At 45.1% G+C, this 26,053-nt stretch carries 18 protein-coding genes and 1 pseudogene; 11 read left to right on the forward strand and 8 right to left on the reverse strand.

The window, feature by feature from the left end; all coding sequences use genetic code 11:
- Positions 1–40 precede the first annotated feature (40 nt).
- From prmC to AC5RDS_RS09040, 6 genes are all read left to right on the forward strand, one after another.
- The gene (gene prmC / locus AC5RDS_RS09015) at positions 41–913 is read left to right on the forward strand and encodes a peptide chain release factor N(5)-glutamine methyltransferase (RefSeq protein ID WP_202194649.1); all 873 of its coding nucleotides are present in this window, start codon (positions 41–43) and stop codon (positions 911–913) included.
- 12 nt (positions 914–925) lie between these two features.
- Positions 926–1,408, forward strand: a complete 483-nt coding sequence (locus tag AC5RDS_RS09020) for a regulatory protein RecX (protein WP_013613449.1) — start codon at positions 926–928, stop codon at positions 1,406–1,408.
- Positions 1,409–1,672: 264 nt separating this feature from the next.
- Positions 1,673–3,046, forward strand: coding sequence for a glycosyltransferase family 2 protein (locus AC5RDS_RS09025; protein ID WP_118102847.1), 1,374 nt, complete (start codon positions 1,673–1,675; stop codon positions 3,044–3,046).
- 21 nt (positions 3,047–3,067) lie between these two features.
- Positions 3,068–4,006 carry a DUF4922 domain-containing protein gene (locus tag AC5RDS_RS09030; protein WP_022159846.1) on the forward strand — a complete coding sequence of 313 codons (939 nt, stop codon included), beginning with the start codon at positions 3,068–3,070 and terminating at the stop codon, positions 4,004–4,006.
- A 13-nt stretch (positions 4,007–4,019) separates the two neighbouring features.
- Positions 4,020–5,342, forward strand: coding sequence for a SpoIID/LytB domain-containing protein (locus AC5RDS_RS09035; protein WP_013613446.1), 1,323 nt, complete (start codon positions 4,020–4,022; stop codon positions 5,340–5,342).
- Entirely contained in the window at positions 5,335–6,660 is a 1,326-nt protein-coding gene (locus AC5RDS_RS09040; RefSeq protein WP_013613445.1) for an MFS transporter, read from the forward strand. Before AC5RDS_RS09035 ends, AC5RDS_RS09040 begins: the two co-directional genes overlap by 8 nt.
- Here AC5RDS_RS09040 and AC5RDS_RS09045 read toward each other — a convergent pair.
- Positions 6,625–8,031 (reverse strand): NupC/NupG family nucleoside CNT transporter, encoded by a 1,407-nt coding sequence (locus AC5RDS_RS09045; protein WP_013613444.1) that lies wholly within the window; start codon positions 8,029–8,031, stop codon positions 6,625–6,627. The genes AC5RDS_RS09040 and AC5RDS_RS09045 overlap by 36 nt on opposite strands.
- Positions 8,032–8,153: 122 nt before the next feature.
- Between AC5RDS_RS09045 and AC5RDS_RS09050 the strand changes: the two genes are divergently transcribed.
- Entirely contained in the window at positions 8,154–9,923 is a 1,770-nt protein-coding gene (locus AC5RDS_RS09050) for a bifunctional metallophosphatase/5'-nucleotidase (RefSeq protein WP_013613443.1), read from the forward strand.
- An 83-nt stretch (positions 9,924–10,006) separates the two neighbouring features.
- Here AC5RDS_RS09050 and AC5RDS_RS09055 read toward each other — a convergent pair whose 3' ends face one another.
- From AC5RDS_RS09055 to metG, 3 genes and pseudogenes are all read right to left on the reverse strand, one after another.
- Complete coding sequence (locus AC5RDS_RS09055) at positions 10,007–11,947, reverse strand: choice-of-anchor J domain-containing protein (RefSeq protein WP_195457709.1); 1,941 nt, start codon at positions 11,945–11,947, stop codon at positions 10,007–10,009.
- Positions 11,948–11,979: 32 nt separating this feature from the next.
- Positions 11,980–14,665, reverse strand: a pseudogene (locus tag AC5RDS_RS09060) (TonB-dependent receptor).
- A gap of 846 nt (positions 14,666–15,511) precedes the next feature.
- Entirely contained in the window at positions 15,512–17,542 is a 2,031-nt protein-coding gene (gene metG / locus AC5RDS_RS09065; RefSeq protein WP_118102841.1) for a methionine--tRNA ligase, read from the reverse strand.
- A gap of 180 nt (positions 17,543–17,722) precedes the next feature.
- On the opposite strand from metG, the gene AC5RDS_RS09070 reads away from it, so the two are divergent.
- Genes AC5RDS_RS09070 through mnmA form a run of 4 tightly spaced genes read left to right on the forward strand, consistent with a single transcriptional unit; the run spans position 17,723 to position 20,993 of the window.
- A complete protein-coding gene (locus AC5RDS_RS09070; protein WP_118121958.1) occupies positions 17,723–18,619 on the forward strand; it encodes a S66 peptidase family protein in 897 nt (298 codons plus the stop codon).
- Positions 18,620–18,631: 12 nt separating this feature from the next.
- The gene (locus tag AC5RDS_RS09075) at positions 18,632–19,093 is read left to right on the forward strand and encodes a gliding motility lipoprotein GldH (protein WP_195203365.1); all 462 of its coding nucleotides are present in this window, start codon (positions 18,632–18,634) and stop codon (positions 19,091–19,093) included.
- A 26-nt stretch (positions 19,094–19,119) separates the two neighbouring features.
- Complete coding sequence (gene trmB / locus AC5RDS_RS09080; RefSeq protein WP_118102835.1) at positions 19,120–19,896, forward strand: tRNA (guanosine(46)-N7)-methyltransferase TrmB; 777 nt, start codon at positions 19,120–19,122, stop codon at positions 19,894–19,896.
- 2 nt (positions 19,897–19,898) lie between these two features.
- Complete coding sequence (gene mnmA / locus AC5RDS_RS09085; RefSeq protein ID WP_013613436.1) at positions 19,899–20,993, forward strand: tRNA 2-thiouridine(34) synthase MnmA; 1,095 nt, start codon at positions 19,899–19,901, stop codon at positions 20,991–20,993.
- A 17-nt stretch (positions 20,994–21,010) separates the two neighbouring features.
- On the opposite strand, the gene AC5RDS_RS09090 is transcribed toward mnmA, so the two are convergent.
- The 4 genes from AC5RDS_RS09090 to AC5RDS_RS09105 form a co-directional block, all read right to left on the reverse strand.
- Positions 21,011–21,991, reverse strand: coding sequence for a D-alanine--D-alanine ligase (locus tag AC5RDS_RS09090; protein WP_013613435.1), 981 nt, complete (start codon positions 21,989–21,991; stop codon positions 21,011–21,013).
- Between the two features lie 844 nt (positions 21,992–22,835).
- Positions 22,836–23,276: a hypothetical protein gene (locus AC5RDS_RS09095; RefSeq protein WP_147347648.1), complete on the reverse strand. Its 441-nt coding sequence runs from the start codon at positions 23,274–23,276 to the stop codon at positions 22,836–22,838.
- Positions 23,277–23,377: 101 nt separating this feature from the next.
- Positions 23,378–24,715, reverse strand: coding sequence for an MATE family efflux transporter (locus AC5RDS_RS09100; protein WP_013613433.1), 1,338 nt, complete (start codon positions 24,713–24,715; stop codon positions 23,378–23,380).
- Positions 24,716–24,835: 120 nt separating this feature from the next.
- Positions 24,836–26,038, reverse strand: a complete 1,203-nt coding sequence (locus AC5RDS_RS09105; protein ID WP_022160016.1) for a pyridoxal phosphate-dependent aminotransferase — start codon at positions 26,036–26,038, stop codon at positions 24,836–24,838.
- Positions 26,039–26,053 lie beyond the last annotated feature (15 nt).

Here is a 26,053-nt window from a genome sequence, read left to right on the forward strand (position 1 = left end):
TTTTCAGTTTTCAATTTTCAAATAATTTTATCTTTGTATTATGAATACAATCCATCATTTATCCCAATACGCTTTGCAGGAACTAAAAGATTCATATTCCGAACATGAAATCGAATGTATCTGCAAGATCATTTACATGGATGTTTTGCATTATACAAATATAGACATCCATCTTAGAAAAAACGAAATTTTAGAGGAAAGCTTTATAAATAAATTTATCGGAATCGTTCGCTTATTGAAATCCGGTTCTCCGATACAGTATATCCTCGGAGAAACCGGGTTCGCCGGTTTAAGATTCAAACTGTCCCCCTCGACTTTAATCCCACGTCCGGAAACCGAAGAATTGGTCCGATGGGTGGGAGAATGGCTCAAGCCGGGCAACCGCCTGCTCGACGTCGGGAGTGGAAGCGGTTGTATCGGAATTTCCCTGGCCCGGTTGTGTCAAGGAGCTCACGTCACAGGGGTCGATATTTCTCCGGAAGCGATTGAGCTGGCCCGGGAAAATGCAATACTGAACGGCGTTAAAGCGGAATTCCTTCTCCGCGACATCCTACACCCCCAAACCGCCTCCTGGGACACTTACGATCTGATCGTCAGTAATCCCCCCTATATCCGGGAAAGCGAAAAAGGAACGATGGAAGCCAAAGTACTCGATCATGAACCTCATCAGGCTTTATTTGTCCCCGACGAAGATCCACTCCTGTTTTACCGGGCCATAGCAGAATTCGGACTGACCCACTTACACCCTCAAGGACTTTTATTTTTCGAAATCAACGAAGCCTTCGGCCAGGAAACGATAGCCCTGCTGAGCCGATATGGCTACAGGAATATCGAATTACGAAAAGATTTTTATGGGAAAGAACGAATGGTGAAAAGTGAAAAGCCGGCACAAACAGGAAATCGGCATAACTAATATCGGATAGAGATGAATAAAGAGAAAGCCTTAAGCTTAGCGGCCGCTATCTGCAGTAAAAAAGAACATTGCAGTTGGGAAATCCAGGAAAAACTGGTCAAATGGGAAATACCTGAAAAAGAAATCGACCGGATTATGACTTTTCTGCATCAGCATCGATTCATCGACGATGCCCGTTATGCCCAAGCCTATGCCGAAGATAAGTTCCGGTTCAACCATTGGGGAAAACAGAAAATAGCCCTTATGCTCCATCGTAAAAAAATCGATCCGGACCTCATTTCCCAAGTATTAGAAGCGTTGGATACCGATACCTATCAGGAAGCCTGTCTCACTCTGTTAAAACAAAAAATGAAATCCCTGGCCGGCGAAGAGCCTTATAAACGAAAAGCCAAACTGATCCGCTTCGGATTAAGCCGCGGATTCGGCTATGAGGTGATCGACCGATGCCTCCAACGCTTACCCGGTCATACAGACGAAGAGGCAGAAAATTCGTAGAAATCAGTTCATAAAGCCGATGGCCCCTGCAATATTTTTTTACAACTACTTCAGCGGCCGAACGGGCCACTCCGGTTCCGTCAAGAAGGCGCCCCCGCAAGAAGGGTACTGACTTCTATGAACCATTCCTGAGAACAATGGAGGAAACAGAGCAAACTTCAATTCTCCGTTTCTTCCAATTTATAGTGGATTTACTTTTTTGTCTCACCGGATATTAGTTTTGATTTTTATTTTTTATAGTTTTGAACGAAAAATTCCGGAAATATGTATTCAATTCATGCCTTCTTACTGCAAAAAGAACTTTTTCGAAGTCCCGAACCAGTAAAAACGACTGTCGTATCTTCTTTTACCGACACCCCTGCTTTACAACAAATAGCCAGGCAGGCAGATTCGGATTATATCCTTTTCTATACCGGTACTTCTCCCATCGAGCTGCATCCTTATGCAATCGGGCGCATGTACCAGATAGCCGAAAGTAATGACGGAGCACTGTTTTACAGTGATTACCAGGAAATCCGGCAAGGCAAAAAAATACACCATCCCACCTTGGAATATCAAACCGGAAGTATACGGAACGATTTTGATTTCGGGCAACTATTATTATTCCGTAACGACAGTTTTCAGCAAGTAGTCGCTCAAATGAATACCGATTACCGTTTTGCAGCTCTCTACGAATTAAGGTTAAGTATTTCGCGTTTAGGAAAAATCGTACATATACCGGAAACCCTTTATACCGTACAGCCCACCGATCTGCGGTTATCCGGTGAAAAACAGTTCGATTATGTCGATCCGGCCAACCGGGAAGTGCAGTTGGAGATGGAAGCCGTTTGTACAGCCCACCTCCAGGCGATCGGAGCCTGGTTAGCTCCCGAATTTCAGCGTATAGACTTCGGGCAGGAGAATTTCGCCCGGGAAGCCTCTGTGATTATTCCCGTCAGAAACCGCAAACGTACCATTGCGGAAGCTGTAGAATCGGCCTTGCAGCAACAAACTGATTTTTCTTTTAATGTCATTGTAGTAGATAATCACTCTACGGACGGCACCGGTCAGATTCTGACAGAATTGTCCCGGCGGTACCCCAATCTGATTCATCACATCCCCGCTTCCACCGAATTAGGCATCGGAGGATGCTGGACGGAAGCGATCCTATTACCGGAATGCGGTAAATTCGCCATACAACTCGACAGCGACGATCTGTATAAGGACTGTCATGTATTACAACGTATCGTCGACACCTTCTATCAGGAGAATTGTGCCATGGTGATCGGTAGCTATCAGATGGTCGATTTCAAGTTGGAAGAAATTCCGCCAGGGCTTATCGCCCACCGGGAATGGACTCCAGACAACGGGCGTAACAATGCCCTGCGCATAAACGGGCTCGGCGCACCACGGGCATTCTACACTCCCGTGTTAAGGCAAATCAAATTTCCGAATGTGAGCTACGGCGAAGACTATGCAACCGCCCTGGCCATTTCACGAAAATACCCCATCGCCCGTATTTACGATCCCCTGTATTTATGCCGGCGTTGGGAAGAAAATTCAGATCACGATCTGGACATACAGCAACTGAACAACTATAATTTTTATAAAGACAAAATCAGGACCCTGGAAATCCAGGCCCGAATTTCCGGGAAATAACCGGAATAAATTTTTAATTTCATGAATAGTAAAGATTTACTTCAACTCTATAACGGCCAACTTCAGGAATTCGAACTGGCTAAAAAAAATTATACCGATCTGCAACAAGCCGTCTACCGGGATATTCCATTCGATCTTTTTCGTCTCCGGATCCAGTATAATCCAGCCAGAATGATTTCTACCAATGCCAGAATAGATGTCCGGACATTACAGAACCGGAAATGTTTTCTATGCCGGGAGCATATGCCGGAAGCGCAAAAAGGAATCCGTTACAACGATCGTTATTCTATTTTTATAAATCCCTATCCCATTTTCGAACGTCATTTTACGGTACCTTCCCGCCACCATGAACCTCAATGCATCGGGGGACGATTTGAAGACCTGCTGGATCTCACTTTCGATTTTCAGGGGTATACCTTATTTTATAACGGTCCCACTTGCGGCGCTTCTGCCCCGGACCATTTTCACTTTCAAATGTGCCCGCGGCATCTTATGCCTTTGGAAGAAGATGCCGCCAATGAAGAGCTCCGCCGTTATCTGGTAAAAAAAGACTACTATTCGGTTTCTATATTAAAGGACTATCTTCGCGAAGTGATCCTTTTACAAGCTTCCGACTCCCATCTCCTTTCGGTTCTCTTTCGGCAGACCATGGAAATCATCGGCCGATCCATTCCGTTCGAAGAAGAACCGATGATCAACCTGCTCGGCTGGTTCGACAACTGTCAATGGACCGTTTGTCTTTTTCCCCGCCGCACACGCCGTCCCCGGCAATTTTATGCAGAGGGAACGGAGAAAATATTGTTCAGTCCGGGATGTGTCGATATGGCCGGCCTGATCATTTCTCCCCGGGAAGAAGATTTCCGGAAATATTCAGCCGGTTTATTGACCGATATGTTCAGTCAGGTAACCGCCGGCCCGGATAGCTGGGAAGCGATACAAAAAGAATTAATCCGATTATAAGTTAACCTTGCCTATGCAGAAATATTCACACCTCCCACAACTGGAAGTCGGTATCCTGTTTTCACCGGAAATCTGTTTCCGGCTGAACGGAATTTTCACCTGCCGGACTACAGGAAAAAAATATACCGGAGCATATAACATCCGGCAAACAGAGGACGGTTACCTGTTAAGTCAGGCAGATCATCGGGAACCGGTTTCTTTACCTCTGACGTTCGAACCGGAAGACGACACGACTTCCGACTTCGATTTAACCGATGTCGTCATCGGTATTCAATTTCATTGGGAACGTAAGGAAAATCAAAAGTTTAAGGGGAAGCTAAAAATCATCGACGAACAAAAACACCTGACAGCGATAAATATCCTTTCTTTGGAAGACTATCTACTCAGTGTGATATCTTCTGAAATGCGTGCCACCTCGTCAGCTGAATTTCTGAAAGCCCACGCCGTTATTTCCCGGAGTTGGCTGCTCGCTCAGATCGATAAAGCCAAAACAGTACGGGGCACATACAGCTCTTGCCGGGTGGATCAGGAAGAATACATTCGCTGGTACGACCGGGAAGACCATGCCCATTTCGATGTCTGCGCCGACGATCATTGTCAACGTTATCAAGGGATCAGTAAAGCCTATACCCCTGCTGTCCGGGAAGCGCTGGAAGCTACCCGGGGAGAAGTACTTACCTACGAAGGAACCATTTGTGACGCCCGCTTTTCAAAATGCTGCGGAGGAGCCACCGAACGCTTCGACAATACCTGGGAACCGGTAGTACATCCTTATCTGGATAAGATCACAGACGCACCCGAAGATTTGGAAACCGGAGACTTACGGGATGAACAGACAGCCCGGAAGTGGATCCTTTCTTTCCCGCCTGCTTTCTGCCATACAACCGACCGGCAAATATTGTCACAGGTATTGAACGACTATGACCAGGAAACCCAGCATTTTTTCCGTTGGCAAGTCAGCTATCCGGCCGAACAATTATCGGAATTGGTCTATCGGAAAATCGGTATCGATTTCGGTACGATCCGGGATATTCAGCCCATCGAGCGAGGTGTATCGGGCAGATTGATCCGTGTAAAAATCACCGGAGACAAAAAGACGCTGGTCATAGGTAAAGAATTGATCATCCGGAAAGCTTTCTCAGAATCCCATCTATATAGTTCGGCATTTATCGTCGAAAAGCAGGATGGAATATTCACTTTCCACGGTGCAGGCTGGGGGCATGGAGTCGGGCTTTGTCAGATAGGAGCCGCAGTGATGGGAGCCCGGGGCTATAATTATAAGGCCATTTTACAACATTATTTCAAAGGGTGTGAGTTAATAAAAATGTATGAATAAGAAAACAGAAAACAAAGCGGTTTCTCCCTGGCAATGGGTGCCTTCTCTATACTTTGCCCAAGGTATTCCCTACGTCGTCGTCATGAGCGTTGCAGTCATTCTATTCAAACGCATGGGCATGTCGAATACCGATATCGCCCTTTATACCAGTGGTTTGAATCTTCCCTGGGTGATAAAGCCATTGTGGAGCCCTTTGGTCGATCTGCTGAAAACCAAACGCTGGTGGATCGTGGTCATGCAAATCCTGGTCGGTGCAGGATTGGCAGGAATCGCCTTGACGATCCAAGGCCCCCTGGCTTTCCGGTATTGCCTGGCTTTCATGTGGTTGCTGGCATTCAGTTCGGCCACCCACGATATTGCTGCCGACGGATTTTATATGTTAGGGTTAAATGAAAAAAAACAAGCTTATTTCGTCGGTATCCGCAATACTTTTTATCGTTTTGCGGTTATTTTCGGCCAGGGTATACTGGTAATGTTCGCCGGCTGGCTCGAACAACGCTACGCCAGGGAGATGCCGGAAACCGCAGCCATCCCCCAAGCCTGGTCGCTGACTTTTTACCTGCTGACAATCCTGTTTGCCCTTCTGTTCGTTTATCACTATTTGTTTTTACCCCACCCCCGGCGGGATACTTGTACCCTTCCACCTCAACAAGCCTCTGCCGGAAGAGTATTCAAAGAATTTCTAGGTACTTTCACCTCTTTCTTCCAAAAGAAACACATCGTCAGTGCCCTGATCTTCATCCTGCTCTATCGGTTCGCCGAAGCGCAGTTGGTGAAAATCACTTCTCCCTTCCTGCTGGATACTCCGGCTACCGGAGGGCTTGCCCTATCTACGGCAGAAGTCGGCTTTATCTATGGTACGATCGGCGTCATCGCCCTGACGATCGGAGGAATTGTCGGAGGAATCGCTATGGCACGGCGGGGATTGAAGTCCTGCCTATGGACCATGACCATTGCCATGAACCTGCCCAATATCGTGTATCTGTATCTCTCCTTCGCCCGACCGGAAAGTATAGGAATCATATCGGGCTGCGTCGCCATCGAACAATTCGGTTATGGTTTCGGATTCACTTCCCTCACCTATTTTATGATGCTATTCAGCAACGGCAAACACCAAACCGCCCATTATGCGATCTGTACCGGTTTCATGGCTTTAGGCCTGATGCTCCCCGGTATGATATCGGGTTGGATCGAAGAATCGATCGGTTACCGGGCTTTTTTCGTCTGGATCATGCTGTGTACGATACCCAGTTTCTGGGCTACCCATCTGGTCAGAAAAAACTTAACCGATAATCATTCCGACAACAGTAGCCGATAATAAAGAAGCGAGTGTGCCTGCTAACAATGCCCGCATTCCGAACTGAGCCAGCAGAGGTTTATTTTTGGGAGTTAAACCACCGATTCCGCCGATTTGGATACCGATCGAAGCAAAGTTTGCGAATCCACAAAGGAAGTAGGTACACATAATGACCGACTTTGTCTGAGCAAAAGCTCCGGCAGCTTTGAGGTTGGCCAAATCGACATATCCGATAAATTCGGTCATAATGATCTTCTGCCCCAACAGGCTACCGGCATGGATCATATCCTGAGGAGCGATACCGATCAGCCACATCAACGGAGAAATCGCATATCCCAGAATAAATTGTAAGTTCAGTTCTTTGCTTCGTCCGTCGGTAACCTGAGCAATCCACTCGTTTACTCCTGTCAGGCTACCGAATTTTGTAAACAGATAATTGGCAAAAGCGATAAAAGCCACAAATACCAACAACATGCCGGCAACATTGACAGCCAATTTCACCCCTTCGGCCGCCCCATTGGATATGGCATCCAAAATATTCTTACCGACCTTATTTTTAGAAATCTGAATATTATTATTCACCTGCCGGGTCTGGGGTACCAACATTTTAGCGAAAACCACAGCCCCCGGAGCAGCCATCACTGAAGCAGCAAGTAAATGTTTGGCAAAAATCAACCGTTGTACCGGATCTTCCCCACCTAAAAAACTGATATAGGCAGCCAATACTCCTCCGGCTATCGTCGCCATTCCTCCGGTCATCACCAGAAAAATCTCGGAAGGGCTCATATCGTCGAGATATTCTTTAATCATCAGCGGAGCTTCGGTCTGTCCCAAAAAGATATTTCCGGCCACAGACAACGATTCCATCCCTGAGATATTCATGAGCTTAGTCATCACCCAAGCCATTGCATAAACCACTTTCTGAATAATGCCCAGATAAAACAATAAGGAGGTCAGAGCCGAAAAGAATATAATCGTAGGCAACACCTGAAAAGCAAAGATATATCCCGCTTTGGTGGTATCCATCAGATCCCCCAACAAGAAAATACTTCCATCCCGCGTAAAGTCGAGAATACGGATAAAGATCTTACCGAAAAATTCAAAGATAGCCTGTACAGCCGGGACATAAAGAATTCCGACAGCCAATACCAACTGCATCGCCAAACCGATCCCCACCACTTTCCAGGAAATAGCTTTCCGGTCTTTACTGAACAACCAGGCGATCGCTAACAAAGAAACAATCCCCAGTAATCCCCGGAATACCGACATGAAAGAGATATGACTTTCAATATTAGCAGCCGATTGTATACCACCACCTTGCTGAGCCAACACAGGGCTCACCACAAACAATACAGGCAAAAGCCAGCAAGCTTTCTTTAACACACCACTCATAACTCAGATTTTAGAGCTGCAATTTAACCCTAAAAAATGAATAAAAAAGGGGGGAGTATAACTTTTTTTTATACATTGCCATGTTTTTTATCCATATCATTAATATCAAATCCGATTTATACATGAAACGTTTATTTTTCATTCTGTGGTGTATCTGTTCGGTCGTCTGTTTTTTTATTTCTTGTACCCGGAAGCCGGACAAAGCGACACTCACCATTTACTGTACTACCGACGTACACGGTAGTCTTTTTGACTTCGATTTAAAGCAAAACCGCCCTACTTTATACAGTCTGGCCGGGGTAGCCGGTTATCTCTCGGAAGAGCGTAAAGCGGGTGACAGGGAGTATATTCTATTAGACGGGGGTGATATCCTTCAAGGACAACCTTCCAACTATTATTTCAATTATATCGATACCCTTCAGACCAATATTACCGCCCAGGTCCTGAACGATCTGGGTTACGATGCCGCTGCCGTAGGCAATCACGATATCGAGGCAGGCCATCCGGTCTATGATAAAGTGGCCGGAGAATTTCACTTTCCCTGGCTAGCAGCGAATGCAATAGATACCCGAACCGGAGCACCTTACTTCAAGCCTTACACCGTACTCCACCGCAAAGGACTCAAAATAGCCGTTTTAGGAATGATCACCCCGGGTATTCCCAAATGGCTTCCCCAGCATTTGTGGGACGGTATCGAATTCGAAGATATGATCGGGACGGCCCGGAAATGGGTACCTCTGATTCAGGAAAAAGAACACCCCGACCTGCTGATCGGCCTGTTTCATGCCGGTTACAATTACAACTATGCCGGTGAAAACAAAGACACTCCCCGCAATGAAAATGCCACCATGTTAGTGGCCCGGCAAGTAGAGGGTTTCGATATCATCGTCTCGGGCCATGATCATCAGGAAAAGGTAGAAGAAATCACAAACGACGCGGGACATAAAGTGTTGATCGTGGATGCCCGTTCGCATGCCCGGGCTTTAGGCAAGATCACCGTCAGCCTGACCCGGCACGCCGGACATTACGACAAGACCTATACCGCCGAATTGATCGATCCGGCGAAAGCCCCACGGGATACGGCTTATCTCCGGAAATTCACACCGGCCCTGAATCAGGTGAAAGCCTATATCGACACTCCCATCGGCGAATTTACCGAAACATTATCGGGGCGGGAAGGCCTGTTCGGTCCTTCGGCTTTTACCGACTTCATACATAATGCCCAACTCCGGGAAACCCGGGCAGACGTTTCGTTCAGTACTGTCCTGCAAATGGACGCTAAAATCGCCCAAGGCGAGATTACCATCCGGGACATGTTCAATCTCTATAAATACGAAAACGGACTTTACCTGATGAAATTCACCGGACAGGAAATCGACCGCTACCTGGAATATGCTTATCAACTGCAATATAACACCATGACTTCTGCCCAAGATCATTTGTTGAATTTCAAAAAGGATGAACAGGGAAATATCGTTCGCAACCCCAAAGGTCACTATGTATTAGCCGCCGACTATTTCAACTATTCATGTGCAGCCGGAATCAAATACACAGTAGACGTCAGCCGGCAACCCGGCAACCGGGTAGAAATCCATTCCCTGAGCGACGGCCGCCCTTTCCATGCCGACAGCACTTACACCGTTGCGATCAATTCCTACCGGGGAAACGGAGGAGGCGGGCATCTTACCCAAGGAGTAGGATGGACAAAAGCGGATATCAATCAGCGGATACTAAAAATCTGGGACAAAGATGTGCGTTACTATATCACGGAATACATTAAAGAAAAGAAAGTATTGACTCCGCGTTGCCGCAACGATTGGAAAGTCATTCCGGAGGCCTGGTTTCAGGCAGGCAAAAAACGGGATTATAAAATCATATACGAAAGCCATTGAGTTACTTCATCACTCCGCAGAATGAATCACAAAAGACGGGGCTCATCACGAGTCCCGTCTTTTATGATTGAAAGTGCCATGCTCTACCCGACTGCTTTCAAAGAATCTTCGACATATTCGAATTCAGCTTTACCGGTCACCACATATTTAACGGTATACACCGTCGTATCTTTCGTACCATTGATCCCATAGATCGAGAAGTTGACGGTATAGGTCACTTCGACGCCCGTCACCACATCGGCATCACTGTAAATAGCCTCCAAACCGATCCGAACCGCTTCCGGCAGACGTTCGAACATCAGTGCAGTCAGCTCTTCATCCGAAAGATGCTGATACGCGGCAGCTCCGGCCTTATTACTTTCCCTCCAAGAATAAGGATAAAAACTAAAGTTATTCTGATAAGAAGAAGCTCCGTAATAAAATTCGGCATTGGTATAACGCGTCTGATAGTAATCGGAACCGAAAGTCTTTCCGACATAATCCACGATAGCCTGATAGAAAGCAGCCGACTCTGCATTTCCTTTGACAGCTTCCAGCGTGATTGTCATACTCGGATCGAATTTCCAGACACCACCGGCAAAGACATACTGTTGTGTGAGGTCGACAATCCGGGTATTCAGCGTCCATCTGCCAGTCGCAGCGGAATAGGTATATTCATCGCTATAATTCTTCACCTCTTTGCCATTGTTGTAGCGATAAACCACCACACGGTTTTCCTGATCTACCGGATAAGCGATTACCTTTGCCAAATAATTCGGCAAATAATCCGCAGCAGGAACTTTTTCGGAGAAACAATACTGGTTTTGTCCCATTTCTTTATAGTCCTGTACCGACAAAACAAGTACATTCTTATCCGCATTATTCCATTTCTTTCCGTCGAACACCTTCAAATCGAAGGCCACGTCTGCTTTCAATCCCTCTCCTTCCGGAATTTTCGAACCGATCATCACGTTGTCGATCTGATAAGTCGTAGTCTTTTTGTTCACTCCGTCGCCTAAATATTTAAAAGCAACGAACACCTTTTTACCACCGTATTGTGCCAGGGGAAAAGTACCGGCAGAAGCGAAACTACCGTATCCTTTTGCGGGTGCACTCGGAATAGTAAAATGAGAAGTAATATCAGTCCAGGTTGCCTTTTTTACGTCCTTGCCGTCAAAATCTTCCGAAATCCATACCGTAAGACAATCGGCATTCCAGTTTCCGACACAAACATCAAAACTCAGTTTATCGTCAGCACCGACCGTCATTTCCGGCGTAACCATCCAAGCCTCGCACTCTCCTTCCGTCTTATAAGCAGAATACTGTACGTATTGATTGTTGTTATAAGCAGTCACCTTCCACTGTGTGCCTCCTGTAGAGCTGACGAACCAATCTTTTTCAGATCCCCAATCTTTCAGCCGGGCCAAATTACCCGTCCCGAGATCTTCAAAATTCTCCCAAAGTTGTGGGGTCTCCAAAGTATTGTTACTTTGTGCATTATATCTATATTCGACTAAAACGACATCTCCCTCTTCGGGCTCTTCATACCCGTTGATCAATAGATCGGCCACTTTATTTTTTGTATTCTCATTGAGGTAAGGTACGAACTTTGCGTTTCCGTGTGCTGCCCGATAATCCTTATTCCCAGCTTTATAGGATTTTATCGAAGAATAGGCTGAAAGTAATTCGGACTTATTTTCCCGGTAACTATAAGTTACTTTCACACTCGAACCTTCATCGGCAGTAAAATACTTAGCCGCCAAAAATGCCGGCAGATAAGTCGGGCCGGGAACCGTTTCGTTAAGGTACAAATCGGTTTTCACTGCAGCTAACGCCTTATCGGTACCTTCTTTTTTAGCGATACTCTTATTCGTGCTATTGTCACTGATAGCCGCATAATCCGCTTCAACCAAGGTATATTTCTCTTTTACCACATTCGCAGGCTTCACGATATCATCCAGGCCATCGAAATTCTTATCATTATAATCGCATGCCCCCACGATGAAAGCCATCCATATTGTACTGAGGATATATATTTTCTTCATCATTTTTCCAATTATAAACTTCATTACTATCTTTAAAAAGTTATTTTGAAACGTACGGAATAAGTACGGCCAAATCCATAATATACCTGTGCTGTCGTCCAATCGTGTGTCGTACCGTCCTCTGCGTCGGAAATATATTCCTGATCCAATACGTTATTTACATTAGCCGAAATGATTCCCCAAACTTTTCCGAGCGGGAAACGGTAACTCATATTCACATCCATACTTCCGGCAGACGGAATTTTCCAAGGAGTATCATATTTCATCGTTTTACCCAATTCCTTGGATAAATCACTTCCCTGCAGCTTGAATTTGGCATAATTACGAGCCCAATGGGTATAATCGGCTCCCAATCTCAAACCTTTCAACACCTGATAATTGGCTCCGAAAGCAAAAGTCGTCTGTGCCGAGTTGCCGACTTTCACATCTTTCAAATCGACATCCACTTTCGCATGTTCTTTACTCTTTTCTGTCGTCACTACCCCATCTTTGGTCAAAGGTATTCCCTGGTCATTATATAGATAACCGGTAGCCCTGCTATTCCAGCGCCAATCGGCTAATGACAGCATACCTGTCAGCTCCAGATTACGCACAGGTTTCACCGTTACCTCGAGCTCTACTCCCTGATGTAAAGCGTCTACCCCCGTCATATTGATCCGTCCCCGTTCGTCAGAATCCTGGAAAGTGACACTGGCTCCCATACTCTTATCCATCCAGGCCGTACGATAGAGGTTCAGGTTAGCGGTGAATACCGGAGAACGGAAACCATATCCCAATTCTACAGAGAAGATCTTTTCATTCACAGCATCCTTATTCAGCTCGTTGCTATTTTCCTTATTCAGGAACACGGCATATTCGAAGAAAGGAGCTTTTGAAATAAAACCGATATTGGCAAATACATTGTTGTGTTCATCCAGATTATAATTGGCACCTCCTTTGACCGTCCCACTCCAGAAATCGGCTTTACCTGATTTTGCATGTGCTTTGTCGTAATAGAAACGGTCATAACGCCAATACATCGTATTGGATACCGAACCGGCAATAAATGTAGCCAGGGCATTCCGGTTGAATTCTACTTGTCCGAATACTCCTTCCTGCGTAACAAAACCATCGTAGTTCCGGTATACGACATCACCGACTTTCAACTTCTCATTCTTCCAGTTCGCATCTTGTGCCAACGCATTATTTTCAGCTTTTACATTTTTACGGCTTTCCGAATCGACATAATAATCTCCTCCATAAAGATCCACCAGGACAGCTTTGTGGGTTCCTTTATAATACCGCAGGTCGAGACCGCCGTATACATTAAAATACTGACCGAGCTGAGTGGTGTAAGTCGATAACAAACCGTACCATTCATGGTTGTTGATATTATTGGACATCGCCATCTGCGAACCGTTCTCGCTCTTCATATTCAAATCATAAATGGCTGCATAATCGAATGTCCCGTCAGCAGCCCGGAATTGCGTATTCAACGTTCCGTCCAAAGCCGTAGCATACCAGCTGTTTTTATAAGTACTGTTTCCTTGTCCGCGATAACCGCCTCCCCGACCGATAGACACATATAAGGCTGTCGACAAACTGGATTTTTCATTGATCGTCCAGTAATGGTTCAAAGAAATCTGAGGTTTATGGAATTTATTATATCCGGCTACTTTCCGCTGTCCGTTCAGTCCGAATCCATAAACAGCATTGAATTTATATTTATTGGCATGTTTCTGCCATTCTGAAATCAACAGATTGTCATTTCGCTGATTATGCCCATTGGGGAGCCCCCAATACGGTCAGCGAGATCATGTGTTTGTCATTGATCTGCTTGGATACATTTCCGAAATAACTGTACGCTTCGAACTCGGTCCCTTGTACATAACCGTTTCCCCAGCTCTTAGCACCTAATATCGAAATCGCCCACCCGTTACGCAAACCGGTAGAAACATTGAATGCGATCTTATTAAATCCGTCGTTTCCCACAGCGTAAGAGATACCTCCTCCGGCTTTGACGTCGGTCGTATTGGTCACGATATTGATAGAACCTCCTACCGAAGGGGCAGCCACCTTAGCCGCACCGAGTCCGCGTTGTACCTGCATCGAACGGGTAACATCCGAAAGTCCGGCCCAATTCGACCAGTAGATTTTACCGCTTTCCATTTCGTTCATCGGCACTCCATTGACCATAACGGCCACATTTTCACTTTCGAAGCCACGTACATTTACCCGGGAATCACCGAATCCTCCGCCTTGTTTCGTAGCATATATACTAGGTGTAGATTTTAAAATTTCAGGAAACTCCTGAGTGGAGAGTTTATTTTCTATGGCTACCGGATCGATCACAGCTACAGCCACAGGAGTCTTCCGGCTAACAGCTACCGAAGCAGTAACCGTCACGTCACCTAAACCGATGGATTCGGTTTCCAAAGCAATGGTTCCTAAATTCAGTTCTTTTCCCAAAGTCACCTCTTTTTTCAATTCTTTGTAACCGACACAACGGAAAGTTAAGGTTTGTTTGCCCGTCTGACCGGTCTTCAAGGTAAAACTACCATCCAGATCGGCAGCTACGCCTTCCGAAGTACCCTCCAGCATCACTGTCGCCCCAACCAAAGGTTCTTTCGTTTGAGAATCAACAATTTTTCCTTTAATCGTCCCTTGAGCCACCGTCATAAACGACATGAGGCACAAAGAGAGCATAAGTAATAAAGCCTTAGTAAATAAACTTTTCATACAATAACATCTCTTAATATTAATAAATGATTTAACTCTATTTTTCACACTACCAACGCTCTTTAAAAACGAACGTATAATTTTATATATAAAAACAAAATCACATTAAATATTTAACACAAACATATAAAAGTCAAAACTTTTTATAATAATAACCGTTTCGACGCCGTAAAAATATAGAATTAATATTACAAAATAGCTATATCGATTCTTTTAAGACAAAAAAAGAGAAAAGCCAAACTATCCGGTTTATTTTTTTTGTTGGCAACCGGCATATAAAACATTAATAAACAAATGATTATAAAAAAACAAGCACATTTCATTCAAAAAAATCCGGCATTTTGTAACTGTTTCTCATTTTTCGGCGTATAACTCCATGATTTAGCACACACCACGGGGAGAGGAAGTTTATAAAACAAGCTGATTTCCAAAGCAGTTCTTTAAAATGACGAAAAGGTATACCACGGGATATTTACACCACGCACACACCACACAGACGCACATATAATAATTTCTTTTCAAAAATCCCTGCCTGTTTCAATTTTAAAGTCTCAAGGAAATGTCTCCCTAAAAAACACAGAAGACGCAATCAGTTGCGCCTTCTTGTTTTTTACAAACCGTATTGTAAACAAAATAGAGCGTCTTTCGACGATTTACTACCTGAAAATTGAAAAGTCTGCCGAAATCATGGATGCTTATGATTTTTGCGGTCTCCGGTATGCAAAAACAGATCCGAAGCAATGGCAGGAAAAGTTCAAACTGCCCCGTTTTGTCTATTTCTCCCTTCGACTGGAATAGATATATATCATCCGGGAACAATAGAGTACTTTGTCCCCGGATGATTCTTTAACGGATTTCGGAACCGTTCTTCACCTCTTTGTCAGGACGGACAAAAGCCAGGGAACCATCGGCATTTTCAGCCATCAGAATCATACCCTGCGACTCGATGCCTTTGAGCGCTTTAGGCTCCAGATTCACCAGGATACTCACTTGCTGCCCGATCACTTCTTCAGGGGTATAATACTCAGCGATTCCGGATACGACCGTGCGGGTATCTATACCGGTATCGATCGTCAGCTTCATTAATTTCTTCGTCTTCGCCACCTTTTCGGCAGCAATGATTTTTCCGGCACGTATATCCAGTTTAGCAAAATCATCGAACGAAATATTTTCTTTCGCCGGTTTTACTTGTGCATTAGCCATCTCATTGGCCTTTTTAGTAGCCAGCAATTTATCGATTTGTCGCTGAATCTGCTCATCTTCGATCTTCTCGAACAATAATCCCGGTTCATTCAGCCGATGCCCTGCCGGTACCACCTCATCTCCCATCCGGTTCCAGGCGATCGGAGCTATATTCAGGAAATCCCTCAATTTCGACGCACTGAACGGAATAAACGGTTCGGTCAAAGTAGACAGATCCCCCGCAATCTGTAAACAGATATTCAATATAGTCTTCACCCGGGCTTCATCGGTCTTGATTAATTTCCAGGGTTCCGTATCGGCCAGGTATTTATTTCCCAAACGGGCCAGATTCATACATTCTTTGAGTCCTTCCCGGAAGTGAAAATTATCCAGATTTTTCTCTACCCGGCTGATAATCTCAGGAATTTCAGCCAATACTTCTTTATCATAATCCGTCAATTCTCCGCGCTCAGGCACTATACCGCCGAAATATTTCTGCGTCAGCACCAATGCGCGGTTGATGAAGTTGCCGTAAATAGCCACCAACTCACTGTTATTCCGGGCTTGAAAATCCTTCCAGGTAAAATCGTTGTCTTTGGTTTCGGGAGCATTGGCTGTCAACACATACCGCAACACATCCTGTTTGCCTTCGAAGTCACGCAAATATTCATGCAACCATACGGCCCAATTCCGGGAAGTCGAAATCTTGTCTCCTTCCAGATTCAAAAACTCATTGGCCGGCACATTATCGGGCAATATATAACTACCTTCTGCTTTCAACATCGCAGGGAAAATAATACAATGGAATACAATATTATCTTTCCCGATAAAATGGATCATCCGGGTTTCGGGATCCTTCCAATATTTTTCCCATTCCGGAGTCAGATCTTTCGTTGCAGAAATGTATCCGATAGGAGCATCGAACCAGACATAGAGCACCTTTCCTTTCGCTTCATCGAGCGGTACGGGCACCCCCCAATCCAAATCGCGGGTCACGGCACGGGGCTGTAAACCATTATCCAACCACGATTTACATTGTCCGTAAACATTACTTTTCCACTCTTTATGGCCTTCCAAAATCCATTCTTTCAACCAATCCTCATAGCGATCCAAAGGTAAATACCAGTGTTTCGTCTCTTTAAGTTCCGGTTTATTACCGGTAACCGCCGATACAGGATCGATCAGATCGGTAGCATTCAGACTGGTACCACAAGCCTCGCACTGATCGCCATAAGCCCGTTCATTCCCACAATGAGGACATTTCCCTACAATATAGCGGTCGGCCAAAAACTGTCCGGCTTTCTCATCATAGAACTGCATAGAAGTTTTCTCGATGAATTTTCCTTCGTCATATAACTTCTTAAAGAAAGCCGAAGACAATTCATGATGTGTTTTCGAACTTGTGCGGGAATAGATATCGAAAGAGATACCGAACTCTTCGAAAGAATCTTTGATGATTTGATGATAACGGTCAACAATATCCTGAGGAGTCACTCCCTCTTTTTGAGCCTTGATGGTAATGGGCACTCCATGCTCATCCGAACCACCGATAAATACTACTTCTTCTCCTTTTTGCCGCAGATAGCGCACATAAATATCGGCCGGAACATAAACACCGGCCAGATGACCGATATGCACAGGCCCGTTAGCATAAGGTAATGCCGTCGTGATCAGATTCCTTTTGAACTTAGCCATATCTCTTCTTGTTATTTCAGTTTCAAAATCTTAAATTGCAGTGTGCAAAGGTAAGAAATAATTGAAAATTGAAAATTGAAAATTGAAAATTACTTATCTTCGCACCCGAAAAGCCTTATCGCTTTCTGCCTATAGCTTATAGCTTTTAGCCTATAGCTTATTACTTTTTAATTTTACTGTATGTTCAGACCACCATATCTTCAATCCGGCGATAAAGTCGCCCTGGTTTCTCCGGCAGGTATCATCGATCCGCTATCGATACATGATGCGGTAGAAGTGTTACGTTCCTGGGAACTGAATCCTATCGTAGGCCCGAACGCGGCAGCTACCTACGGCTATTTTGCAGGCCGGGACGAACAACGCCTGCAGGATATGCAATGGGCGCTCGATGACGAAGACATCCGGGCCATATTTTGTACCCGTGGCGGATATGGCAGTTTACGCATTGTCGAACAACTGGATTATTCTATTTTTCAAGGTTCCCCGAAATGGCTTATCGGATTCAGCGATATTACCGTTTTCCATTCGAAGCTCAACACGCTGGGCATTGAAAGCATGCACGCCCCTATGCCTAAAAGTTTTCGCTCAACAAATCCGGCAGCCTTATTACGACTGAAAGAATTTTTATTCGGGAAAATATCTTCTTACCGGCTTCCTCCCCATCCGTTCAACCGAGAAGGGATCGTACAGGCCGAACTGACGGGTGGAAATCTGACTCTTTTACATTGTCTGCGTTCTTCGGTATTGGAATGTAAACACCAAAGTTCTATTCTATTTATGGAAGATGTAGGGGAAAATCTATATTCGATCGACCGCATGCTACAAAGCCTGAAGCTAACGGATAAGTTTTCAAAACTTCAGGGACTTATTGTCGGAGACTTTACAGAAATGAAAGGGCTCAATTTCGGGAAAGATGCTTATGAAATCATACAAGAAGTATTCGCCGACTATACTTATCCGATCTGTTTCGGTTTTCCGGCCGGACATGCAGAGAACAATTTTCCTCTGATCATCGGTTCGACGATCGAAATGGAGATCAGTGCTACCGGAACTACCATCCATTTTCAAAATGATTAAACAAGCCTGTAAATGAGAAAATACATCTTTTTCCTATCGGTTATTTTAATGGGAGCTTGCCAATCATCGGCAGTCTTCGAAAAATATGAAGAACAACCCGACGAAGTCTGGAACCGGTATCATATCGTCGAATTTACAGCCGACATCCCGGACAGTGGACAATATATAGTGAAACTCTGTTTGCGGCATACCACCGATTACGAGATGGCCAATCTTTGGTGTTTCGTCTCTACCCGCAGTCACGGACAAGAGCAATTATCCGATACGGTAAACCTGAAAATAGCAGAACCCGACGGCCGTTGGTTGGGAAAAGGCAACAGCATTAAAACATTGGAACAACCGATCAATCGTAATCCGGTGACTCTTCCCCAAGGAAATGTAATCTTCCGGATCGAACAAGGCATGCGGATGGAAGAAATGGCCGGAGTAAAAGATGTAGGGATAAAGATCGAGAAAGTGCAAACTCAGGGATAAGGATTAATCAGATTCATAGAAAAAAGATGGCAAAGAAAAAACTGGCACGATTTGCAGAAATGGAAGTATTACCCAATGTGTTCCAGCCCAAGCATGAAGAGGTGTTTCGTACGGATTACCCCCTGAAGGGAAAATGGAATGAGGAGGTCTTTCATAACGATCATCCCATCATTCTGGAAATCGGGTGCGGCAAAGGAGAATATACGGTCGAACTGGGAAAATTGTATCCCGAACAAAATTTTATCGGACTGGATATCAAGGGTGCCCGTATGTGGAAAGGGGCTAAAACAGCTGTAGAAAACGGAATGAATAATGTAGCTTTCCTGCGTATGTATGCCGAAATGCTCGAATCGGTTTTCGCTCCGGGAGAAATTGCAGAACTCTGGATTACCTTCCCTGATCCTCAAATGGCTAAAGCCCGTAAACGCCTTAGCGGGACCCGTTTTTTGAGTCTCTACCGGAAAATACTGGCCCCACAAGCTGTGATCCATCTGAAAACGGACAGCCTGTTTTTATACCGATATACCTCGGCTCTGATCGAACTCAACCACTTACCGGTAGAAGTCCGAACCGAAGACCTGTACGGCTGCGGCTGGGAAGATAAAATTTTGAGCATTAAAACATTTTATGAAAAACAGTGGCTATCGAGAGGGAAACAGATCAAATATCTCCGTTTTTCTTTAGGAGAAGACATCCCTCTGACCGAGCCCGACGTAGAAATAGAAAAAGACGATTATCACAGCGAAACACGCTATATGAACAGTCACCTCGTTCACGGAAATAAAGCAATCAGGAATAATTGAAAATGGAAAAGAAGAGAGTATTGATGGCTATGAGCGGAGGTATCGACAGTACGGTCGCCGCCATGTTATTACTAGAGCAAGGATACGAATTGGTAGGCGTAACTTACCGTACTTTCGACAATATATCCCGGGGATGCATGGAGAAAGAAAAGGGATGTTGCAGCGTCGATTCTCTGTTCGAAGCGAAACGTATGGCTCAGGAACTGGGATTCGAACACCATATTCTGGATATCCGGCAAGAATTTAAAGATACGGTGATCACCAATTTTATCGGAGAATATCTGCAAGGACGCACTCCCAACCCTTGTGTCATCTGCAATTCGACGATCAAATGGGGGAAATTGATCGAGACGGCCAACGAAATGAGATGCGATTATATCGCTACCGGCCATTATGCCCGCATCGGTCACCAGGATGGACGCCGGTATCTGCGGAAAGGAGCAGACCTCTCGAAAGATCAAACGTATTTTCTTTGGACCCTGACTCAAGAAAATCTATCCCGTACGCTTTTCCCACTGGGCGAACTGACCAAACCCGAAGTGCGGCAGATCGCTTTTGATCACGGATATGAAAAACTGTCTAAAAAAGGGGAAAGTCAGGAGATTTGTTTCATTCCCGGCAATGACTACCGGACTTTTCTGGCCGAACAGGTCGAAAACTATACGGAAAAATACGGCCCGGGGAACTTCGTCGATACCAGTGGTAAACGCCTGGGCGAACACAAGGGATACCCCAACTATACGATAGGACAGCGGAAAGGACTGGGTATCGCTTTAGGCCAGCCGATGTTTGTCATAGCCATTCATCCCGAAGATAATACGGTCGTACTAGGCACAAAGGAAGAATTGCAAGGAAAATCTTTCTTTGCCAAAGAGATCAACCTCATGAAATACGCAAAAATCCCCGACGGGCTGGAAGTCACCGCCAAGATCCGCTACCGGAATGAAGGGAAGAAAGCTTCTTTATATCCGGAAGACAACCGCCTGCGCGTCGTCTTTCATGAAACCATGGATTCCATCACCCCCGGCCAAAGCGCCGTATTCTATGAAGGAGAAGACGTTGTGGGGGGAGGGGTGATAGAAGGTAAAAGGCTATAAGCTAAAAGCCTTTAGCTTCATAGCCTTTTCAGCTTCTCTTCAATGATCCCGGTGATCACATCCCGTAAAGGGAGACCCATGACACGGACCATTTTGGGGACGAAACTGTTGGCGGTCATACCGGGCGTGGTATTGACTTCCAACATGATGATTTCTTCCCCCCGGACAAAACCGTCGATACGGACGATTCCTTCACACCGCAGGATGTCATATACCTCGGAAGCCATATCCTGAATCCGGCCGGTAATCTCTGCAGAAAAACGTCCGGGAATAATCTCATCCGACATTTTTGCATCGTATTTAGCCTCGTAATCGAAAAATTCTTTTTTGGGAACGACCTCGGCGACAGGCATAACCACTTTTTTATCCCCTACTTTGTATAAACCGCAGGTAAACTCTATCCCATCGATAAAGCTCTCGACCAAAATCTCTCTGCACATCTTGAAAGCCCCCTCGACCGCAGCATCGAAATCGGCAGCTGTCTTCACTTTAGACACACCGAAACTCGAGCCTTCGGCATTGGGCTTTATAAAACAAGGTAAACCGACAGCCTTCAGCACCGCTTCTTTATCGAAAGCCTTTCCTCTGACCAGCATGATCGGATGAGTCGTATTGATACCAAAAGCATTCAAATAATTCGTACAGGTATATTTATCGAAAGTAATGGCTTCCACCAAAGTATTACAGGTTGAATAAGGCACCCCCATCATATCGAGATAACCTTGCAACATCCCGTTTTCACCGGGATTACCATGAATGGTGATATAGGCGAAATCAAAAACAACTTTCTTCCCCTGGTATTCAAATGAAAAATCATTTTTATCTACCGGAAATTTCTGATCTCCGATCTCCACCATCCAATCTCTGCCCCGTAAGATCATCAGGTATTTATTGTATTTTTCTCCGTCTACTTCTGAAAAGATATGATTCCCGGATTTTATAGATACTTCATATTCAGAAGAATTTCCTCCTGCAATCACCACTACATTTTTTTTCATGATCTAAAAGTTATATTTTCAATTCCTATCGTGCAAAATTAACTTTCAAATTACAAATATCAATTTTTGCTGAACAATATTTCCATCCCAACTTTCGATATTTAAGAAGTACGATCAGTTTACCTGCATTCAACCCGATTCAGATTTTGTCATAAAAATCACTATATCTTTCCCGTCTCCAGCATATAATACCCGTTCCGCTTCTACCGGATAAAGGTTGTTATATTTTTTCTTTTTATTCCGATTCCGGGTTTTATACCGTCAGACCGGTTCGCCAGGACCGGTCCGTTAAGGCTTTCCTTCTCTGACCGGCGGAACTCCTCACTACGTTCGTCAAACACCACCGGTCGGGCGTTCGGAAAGCCTAACCGGACACTCGTTCCTGCTCCAATGGTCTTCCGCCATAAAACCCTGCATCTCACGGCAGAGCTAACCGGCAAAGAAAATACAACCAGAAATTTGCAGCAGCAGGAAGACGGACCGTCCGGATTATTTCCAGGTAGAATGTTATTTCTCAAATCAAGACCGGTCTGCAATTCAGTGATAACGTAAGTCGAAGGTGATCGGGATTGGCGACCATTGGAGCTCTGGCGAGTGTCGTTTTGCTTTTTCTGAACGCCCGACCGGTGGTGTCTGACGGAAACGTAACGTAAAGTTTTTTGCGTAGTGAGGAGTTCCGCCGGTCAGTGATAGAAAAAGCCAGACGACCGACAGAAGCGACCGGGTCGCCAATTCCGATCACCGGAGACGAATTGGTAACGAAATAAACCTAGAATTATTTAGATATGTTTTTATCTTCTTCAGCTAAATCCTTCCATTTGGTAATGAAGCCATTGCTTCAATCTCAGGGCCGGATATAGAAAAGCAGCCATTTATGGACTGGAATAATAGCGATATAGTAAGAAAAACATTTCTTACAAGGCATACCGTCTGCTAAATAATGGATCAATCCCAGAGAAAATTCATGAATAGGGGGAAGGGTATCCAGTAAATTGCCGTATGTGTCTTCCTGTTGAGAGAGTGTCATTTTTTTATATTGTTCCTCGCATAAGACAGGAAGTTCACTCAAACGATAAACGAGACAATCCGAATTTTTTAAGATACGCATATCGAGTTCGATACCGACAGGAATCACAAGTAATTGTTTATTATGGATGATGAGATGGGGAAAATGTAAGCCGTCGATCCGGATCTCTCCCTGAAGTAGGAAAAGAATACTATTTTGTTTAATATCCCCTCCATAAGAAGGGCAATCAGAGCAATTTATGTGTTCGTTACAAGACATATCACTAACTTTTTGCTTGTTGCACACACATAAATTTTCTTCCTGGACAAACATATGGATTTTTCCTGGAAGGAACTAATTTGAAAGACAATAATCTGAAATTATTTTAGCTTGCGTTGAAAATGCAGAAACCAAAGTGGAAGAACAGAGCCTTTCAAAATACTCGAAATCGTGATACTCCACCAAATTCCCGTCAACCCTAATTGGGGGAAGGAGGTCAGAAAATAGGCCATCGGAATACGTGCTCCGGTGAAAATAATCCCGGTCAGTGCCGGAGGAGTCGTATGTCCGGTACCATTGAATGCTCCGGCAGTAACGGATTCGGTTACCATGAAAAGTTGTGATAAAGCCAAAATCTTCAGGTAATTACCGCCGGCTTCGATGGCTTCCGGTTCGTTTACAAAAAGCCCGAAGATCTCGTGGTTTAATACAAAGAAGAGAATTCCGGCTCCCAAACCGATACTCCCGGCTATTCCTAATGTCAGGCGATAACCTTTACGGATACGTTCATAATTCCCGGCGCCGTAATTCTGTCCGGTAAAGGCAGCCAAGGCGGTAGAAAAACCGGCAGCAGTCATCCAGGAGATGGCTTCGATCTGTGCTCCGATACTTTGAGCAGCGACCCCTACTGCTCCCCAACGTGCGGCTAGGGTAGCCAAGGTCAAGGAAAACATGGAAAAGAGGGCATTTTGTATACTGACCGGCAAACCCAATAAAATGATACGTCGTGCATAATCTTGTTTCAATCGGTTGAGCAGGTGCATACGCCCTAACGGAAACCGGTCACTGAAGATCCGGCGTGCAAAGATGCCGTAAACCACTAATTGTGCTAATGCAGTGGCAACGGCAGCCCCTGCGGTACCCCAGGCCGGAAAGGGACCGATGCCGTAAATCAGCAAGGGATCGAGGATAATATTGACGATAAGTCCTACGGCAGAAGTACGGAAAGGAGTCCGGCTATCTCCCTGACCATTGTAAAGACCGCTGAACGTATTGTTATTGAATTGGAAAAATAACCCGGGAGCGACCAGACGCATATAATCGATCGCCTGGGTCGAAATAGAGGTTTCAAAACGGAACAAGCCCATCAGTAAAGGGGCTGCCAGGATGATGATACAGGCATAGATAAATCCGATTGTAGTCGATAAGGTAATGGCCTGACTGGCATAATGAGCTGCCCGGCGATAATCTTTCGAACCGACAGATTGGGAAACCGTAATCTCAGCCCCGATTTTAGTCATAAAGGACAAAGCGTTGCAAAGCCAGGTAAAAAAACCGGCAGCTCCGGCTGCAGCGACAGCATCACTTCCCAAATGACCGAGCCACAACATATCTGTCATGCTATAAGCCATTTGGATAAAAGAGGCCGAGATCAAGGGCACAGCCATGATCCACAAGCTTTTAAAAATACTGCCCTGTGTCAGGTCGGTTGTCTTCATCGATCTATCTACTATAATATGTCTTCCCCCTACTTCCTTTTTTCCTCTTTTCCCTTTTCTTTTCTCCCTTCGATCCTCTCCCCCCTCCTCTTCCGCTTTTAGCCTTTAGCTTATAGCCTTTTACTTTTTACCTTTTTTATTATAAGTTTCCAGTGCTTTTTCCAAAACCACCAAAGCCTTTGCCAAGTCTTCTTTCTTTAAGACATAAGCCAGGCGGACTTCGTTTTTACCTAATCCCGGAGTAGTATAAAACCCCGAAGCCGGAGCCATAAAGATGGTCTGACCCTCGTAATCGAATTCTTCCAGACACCAGGCACAGAACTTATCGGCATCGTCTATCGGAAGACGGGCCACTGTATAAAACGCTCCCATAGGTATAGGAGAATAACAGCCAGGGATCCGGTTAAGCCCGTCGATCAGGAATTTCCGGCGTTCGACATATTCATCATACACGTCGCGCATATATTCTTCGGGAGTATCCAGTGAAGCTTCGGCCATGATCTGTCCTATCAAAGGAGGACTTAAGCGAGCCTGACACCATTTCATCACATTCTCCCGGACTTGTTTGTTTTTAGTAATCAGAGCCCCGATCCGGATACCGCATTCACTGTAGCGTTTGGAGACAGAATCGACCAGAATGACGTTGTTTTCGATACCTTCGAGGTGAAAAGCCGAGATATAGGGTGCACCGGTGTAACAAAATTCCCGGTATACTTCGTCGGAAAACAGGAACAGGTCGTATTTCCTGACTAAATCCCGGATCTGGTTCATTTCTTTTCGGGTATACAGATAGCCGGTCGGATTGTTGGGATTACAAATCAGGATTGCTTTGGTACGCGGCGTGATCAAAGCTTCGAATTTTTCTACCGAAGGGAGAGCGAAGCCCTCGTCTATAGTAGAAGAAATCGTCTTGATCACTGCTCCGCAGGAAATCGCGAAAGCCATGTAATTGGCATAAGCCGGTTCGGGTACGATGATCTCATCTCCCGGATCGAGACAGGCCATAAATGAAAAAAATACAGCTTCCGATCCTCCGGTAGTGATGATGATATCGTCCGTACAGACATCTATATTGAATTTGTGGTAGTATTCTACCAGTTTTTTCCTAAAACTCAGAATGCCTTCACTGGGAGAGTATTCCAGCACTTCCCGGTCCAGATGGTGCGCCGCTCGTAATGCCACTTCCGGGGTCGCCAAATCCGGCTGACCGATATTGAGGTGGTAAACGACGGTTCCCTTGGCTTTGGCTCGATTAGCCAGTGGGACCAATTTCCGGATAGGAGATGCGGGCATATCTATACCGCGTTGAGAAATGGTTGGCATTCGTTGAATATTTAT

The organism is Odoribacter sp. (genome assembly GCF_985060555.1).

Coding starts and splice junctions, on each gene's coding strand:
- prmC (WP_202194649.1), top strand. CDS start 41: ATGAATACAATCCATCATTTATCCCAATACGCTTTGCAGGAACTAAAA.
- AC5RDS_RS09020 (WP_013613449.1), top strand. CDS start 926: ATGAATAAAGAGAAAGCCTTAAGCTTAGCGGCCGCTATCTGCAGTAAA.
- AC5RDS_RS09025 (WP_118102847.1), top strand. CDS start 1,673: ATGTATTCAATTCATGCCTTCTTACTGCAAAAAGAACTTTTTCGAAGT.
- AC5RDS_RS09030 (WP_022159846.1), top strand. CDS start 3,068: ATGAATAGTAAAGATTTACTTCAACTCTATAACGGCCAACTTCAGGAA.
- AC5RDS_RS09035 (WP_013613446.1), top strand. CDS start 4,020: ATGCAGAAATATTCACACCTCCCACAACTGGAAGTCGGTATCCTGTTT.
- AC5RDS_RS09040 (WP_013613445.1), top strand. CDS start 5,335: ATGAATAAGAAAACAGAAAACAAAGCGGTTTCTCCCTGGCAATGGGTG.
- AC5RDS_RS09045 (WP_013613444.1), bottom strand. CDS start 8,031: ATGAGTGGTGTGTTAAAGAAAGCTTGCTGGCTTTTGCCTGTATTGTTT.
- AC5RDS_RS09050 (WP_013613443.1), top strand. CDS start 8,154: ATGAAACGTTTATTTTTCATTCTGTGGTGTATCTGTTCGGTCGTCTGT.
- AC5RDS_RS09055 (WP_195457709.1), bottom strand. CDS start 11,947: ATGAAGAAAATATATATCCTCAGTACAATATGGATGGCTTTCATCGTG.
- metG (WP_118102841.1), bottom strand. CDS start 17,542: ATGGCTAAGTTCAAAAGGAATCTGATCACGACGGCATTACCTTATGCT.
- AC5RDS_RS09070 (WP_118121958.1), top strand. CDS start 17,723: ATGTTCAGACCACCATATCTTCAATCCGGCGATAAAGTCGCCCTGGTT.
- AC5RDS_RS09075 (WP_195203365.1), top strand. CDS start 18,632: ATGAGAAAATACATCTTTTTCCTATCGGTTATTTTAATGGGAGCTTGC.
- trmB (WP_118102835.1), top strand. CDS start 19,120: ATGGCAAAGAAAAAACTGGCACGATTTGCAGAAATGGAAGTATTACCC.
- mnmA (WP_013613436.1), top strand. CDS start 19,899: ATGGAAAAGAAGAGAGTATTGATGGCTATGAGCGGAGGTATCGACAGT.
- AC5RDS_RS09090 (WP_013613435.1), bottom strand. CDS start 21,991: ATGAAAAAAAATGTAGTGGTGATTGCAGGAGGAAATTCTTCTGAATAT.
- AC5RDS_RS09095 (WP_147347648.1), bottom strand. CDS start 23,276: ATGTCTTGTAACGAACACATAAATTGCTCTGATTGCCCTTCTTATGGA.
- AC5RDS_RS09100 (WP_013613433.1), bottom strand. CDS start 24,715: ATGAAGACAACCGACCTGACACAGGGCAGTATTTTTAAAAGCTTGTGG.
- AC5RDS_RS09105 (WP_022160016.1), bottom strand. CDS start 26,038: ATGCCAACCATTTCTCAACGCGGTATAGATATGCCCGCATCTCCTATC.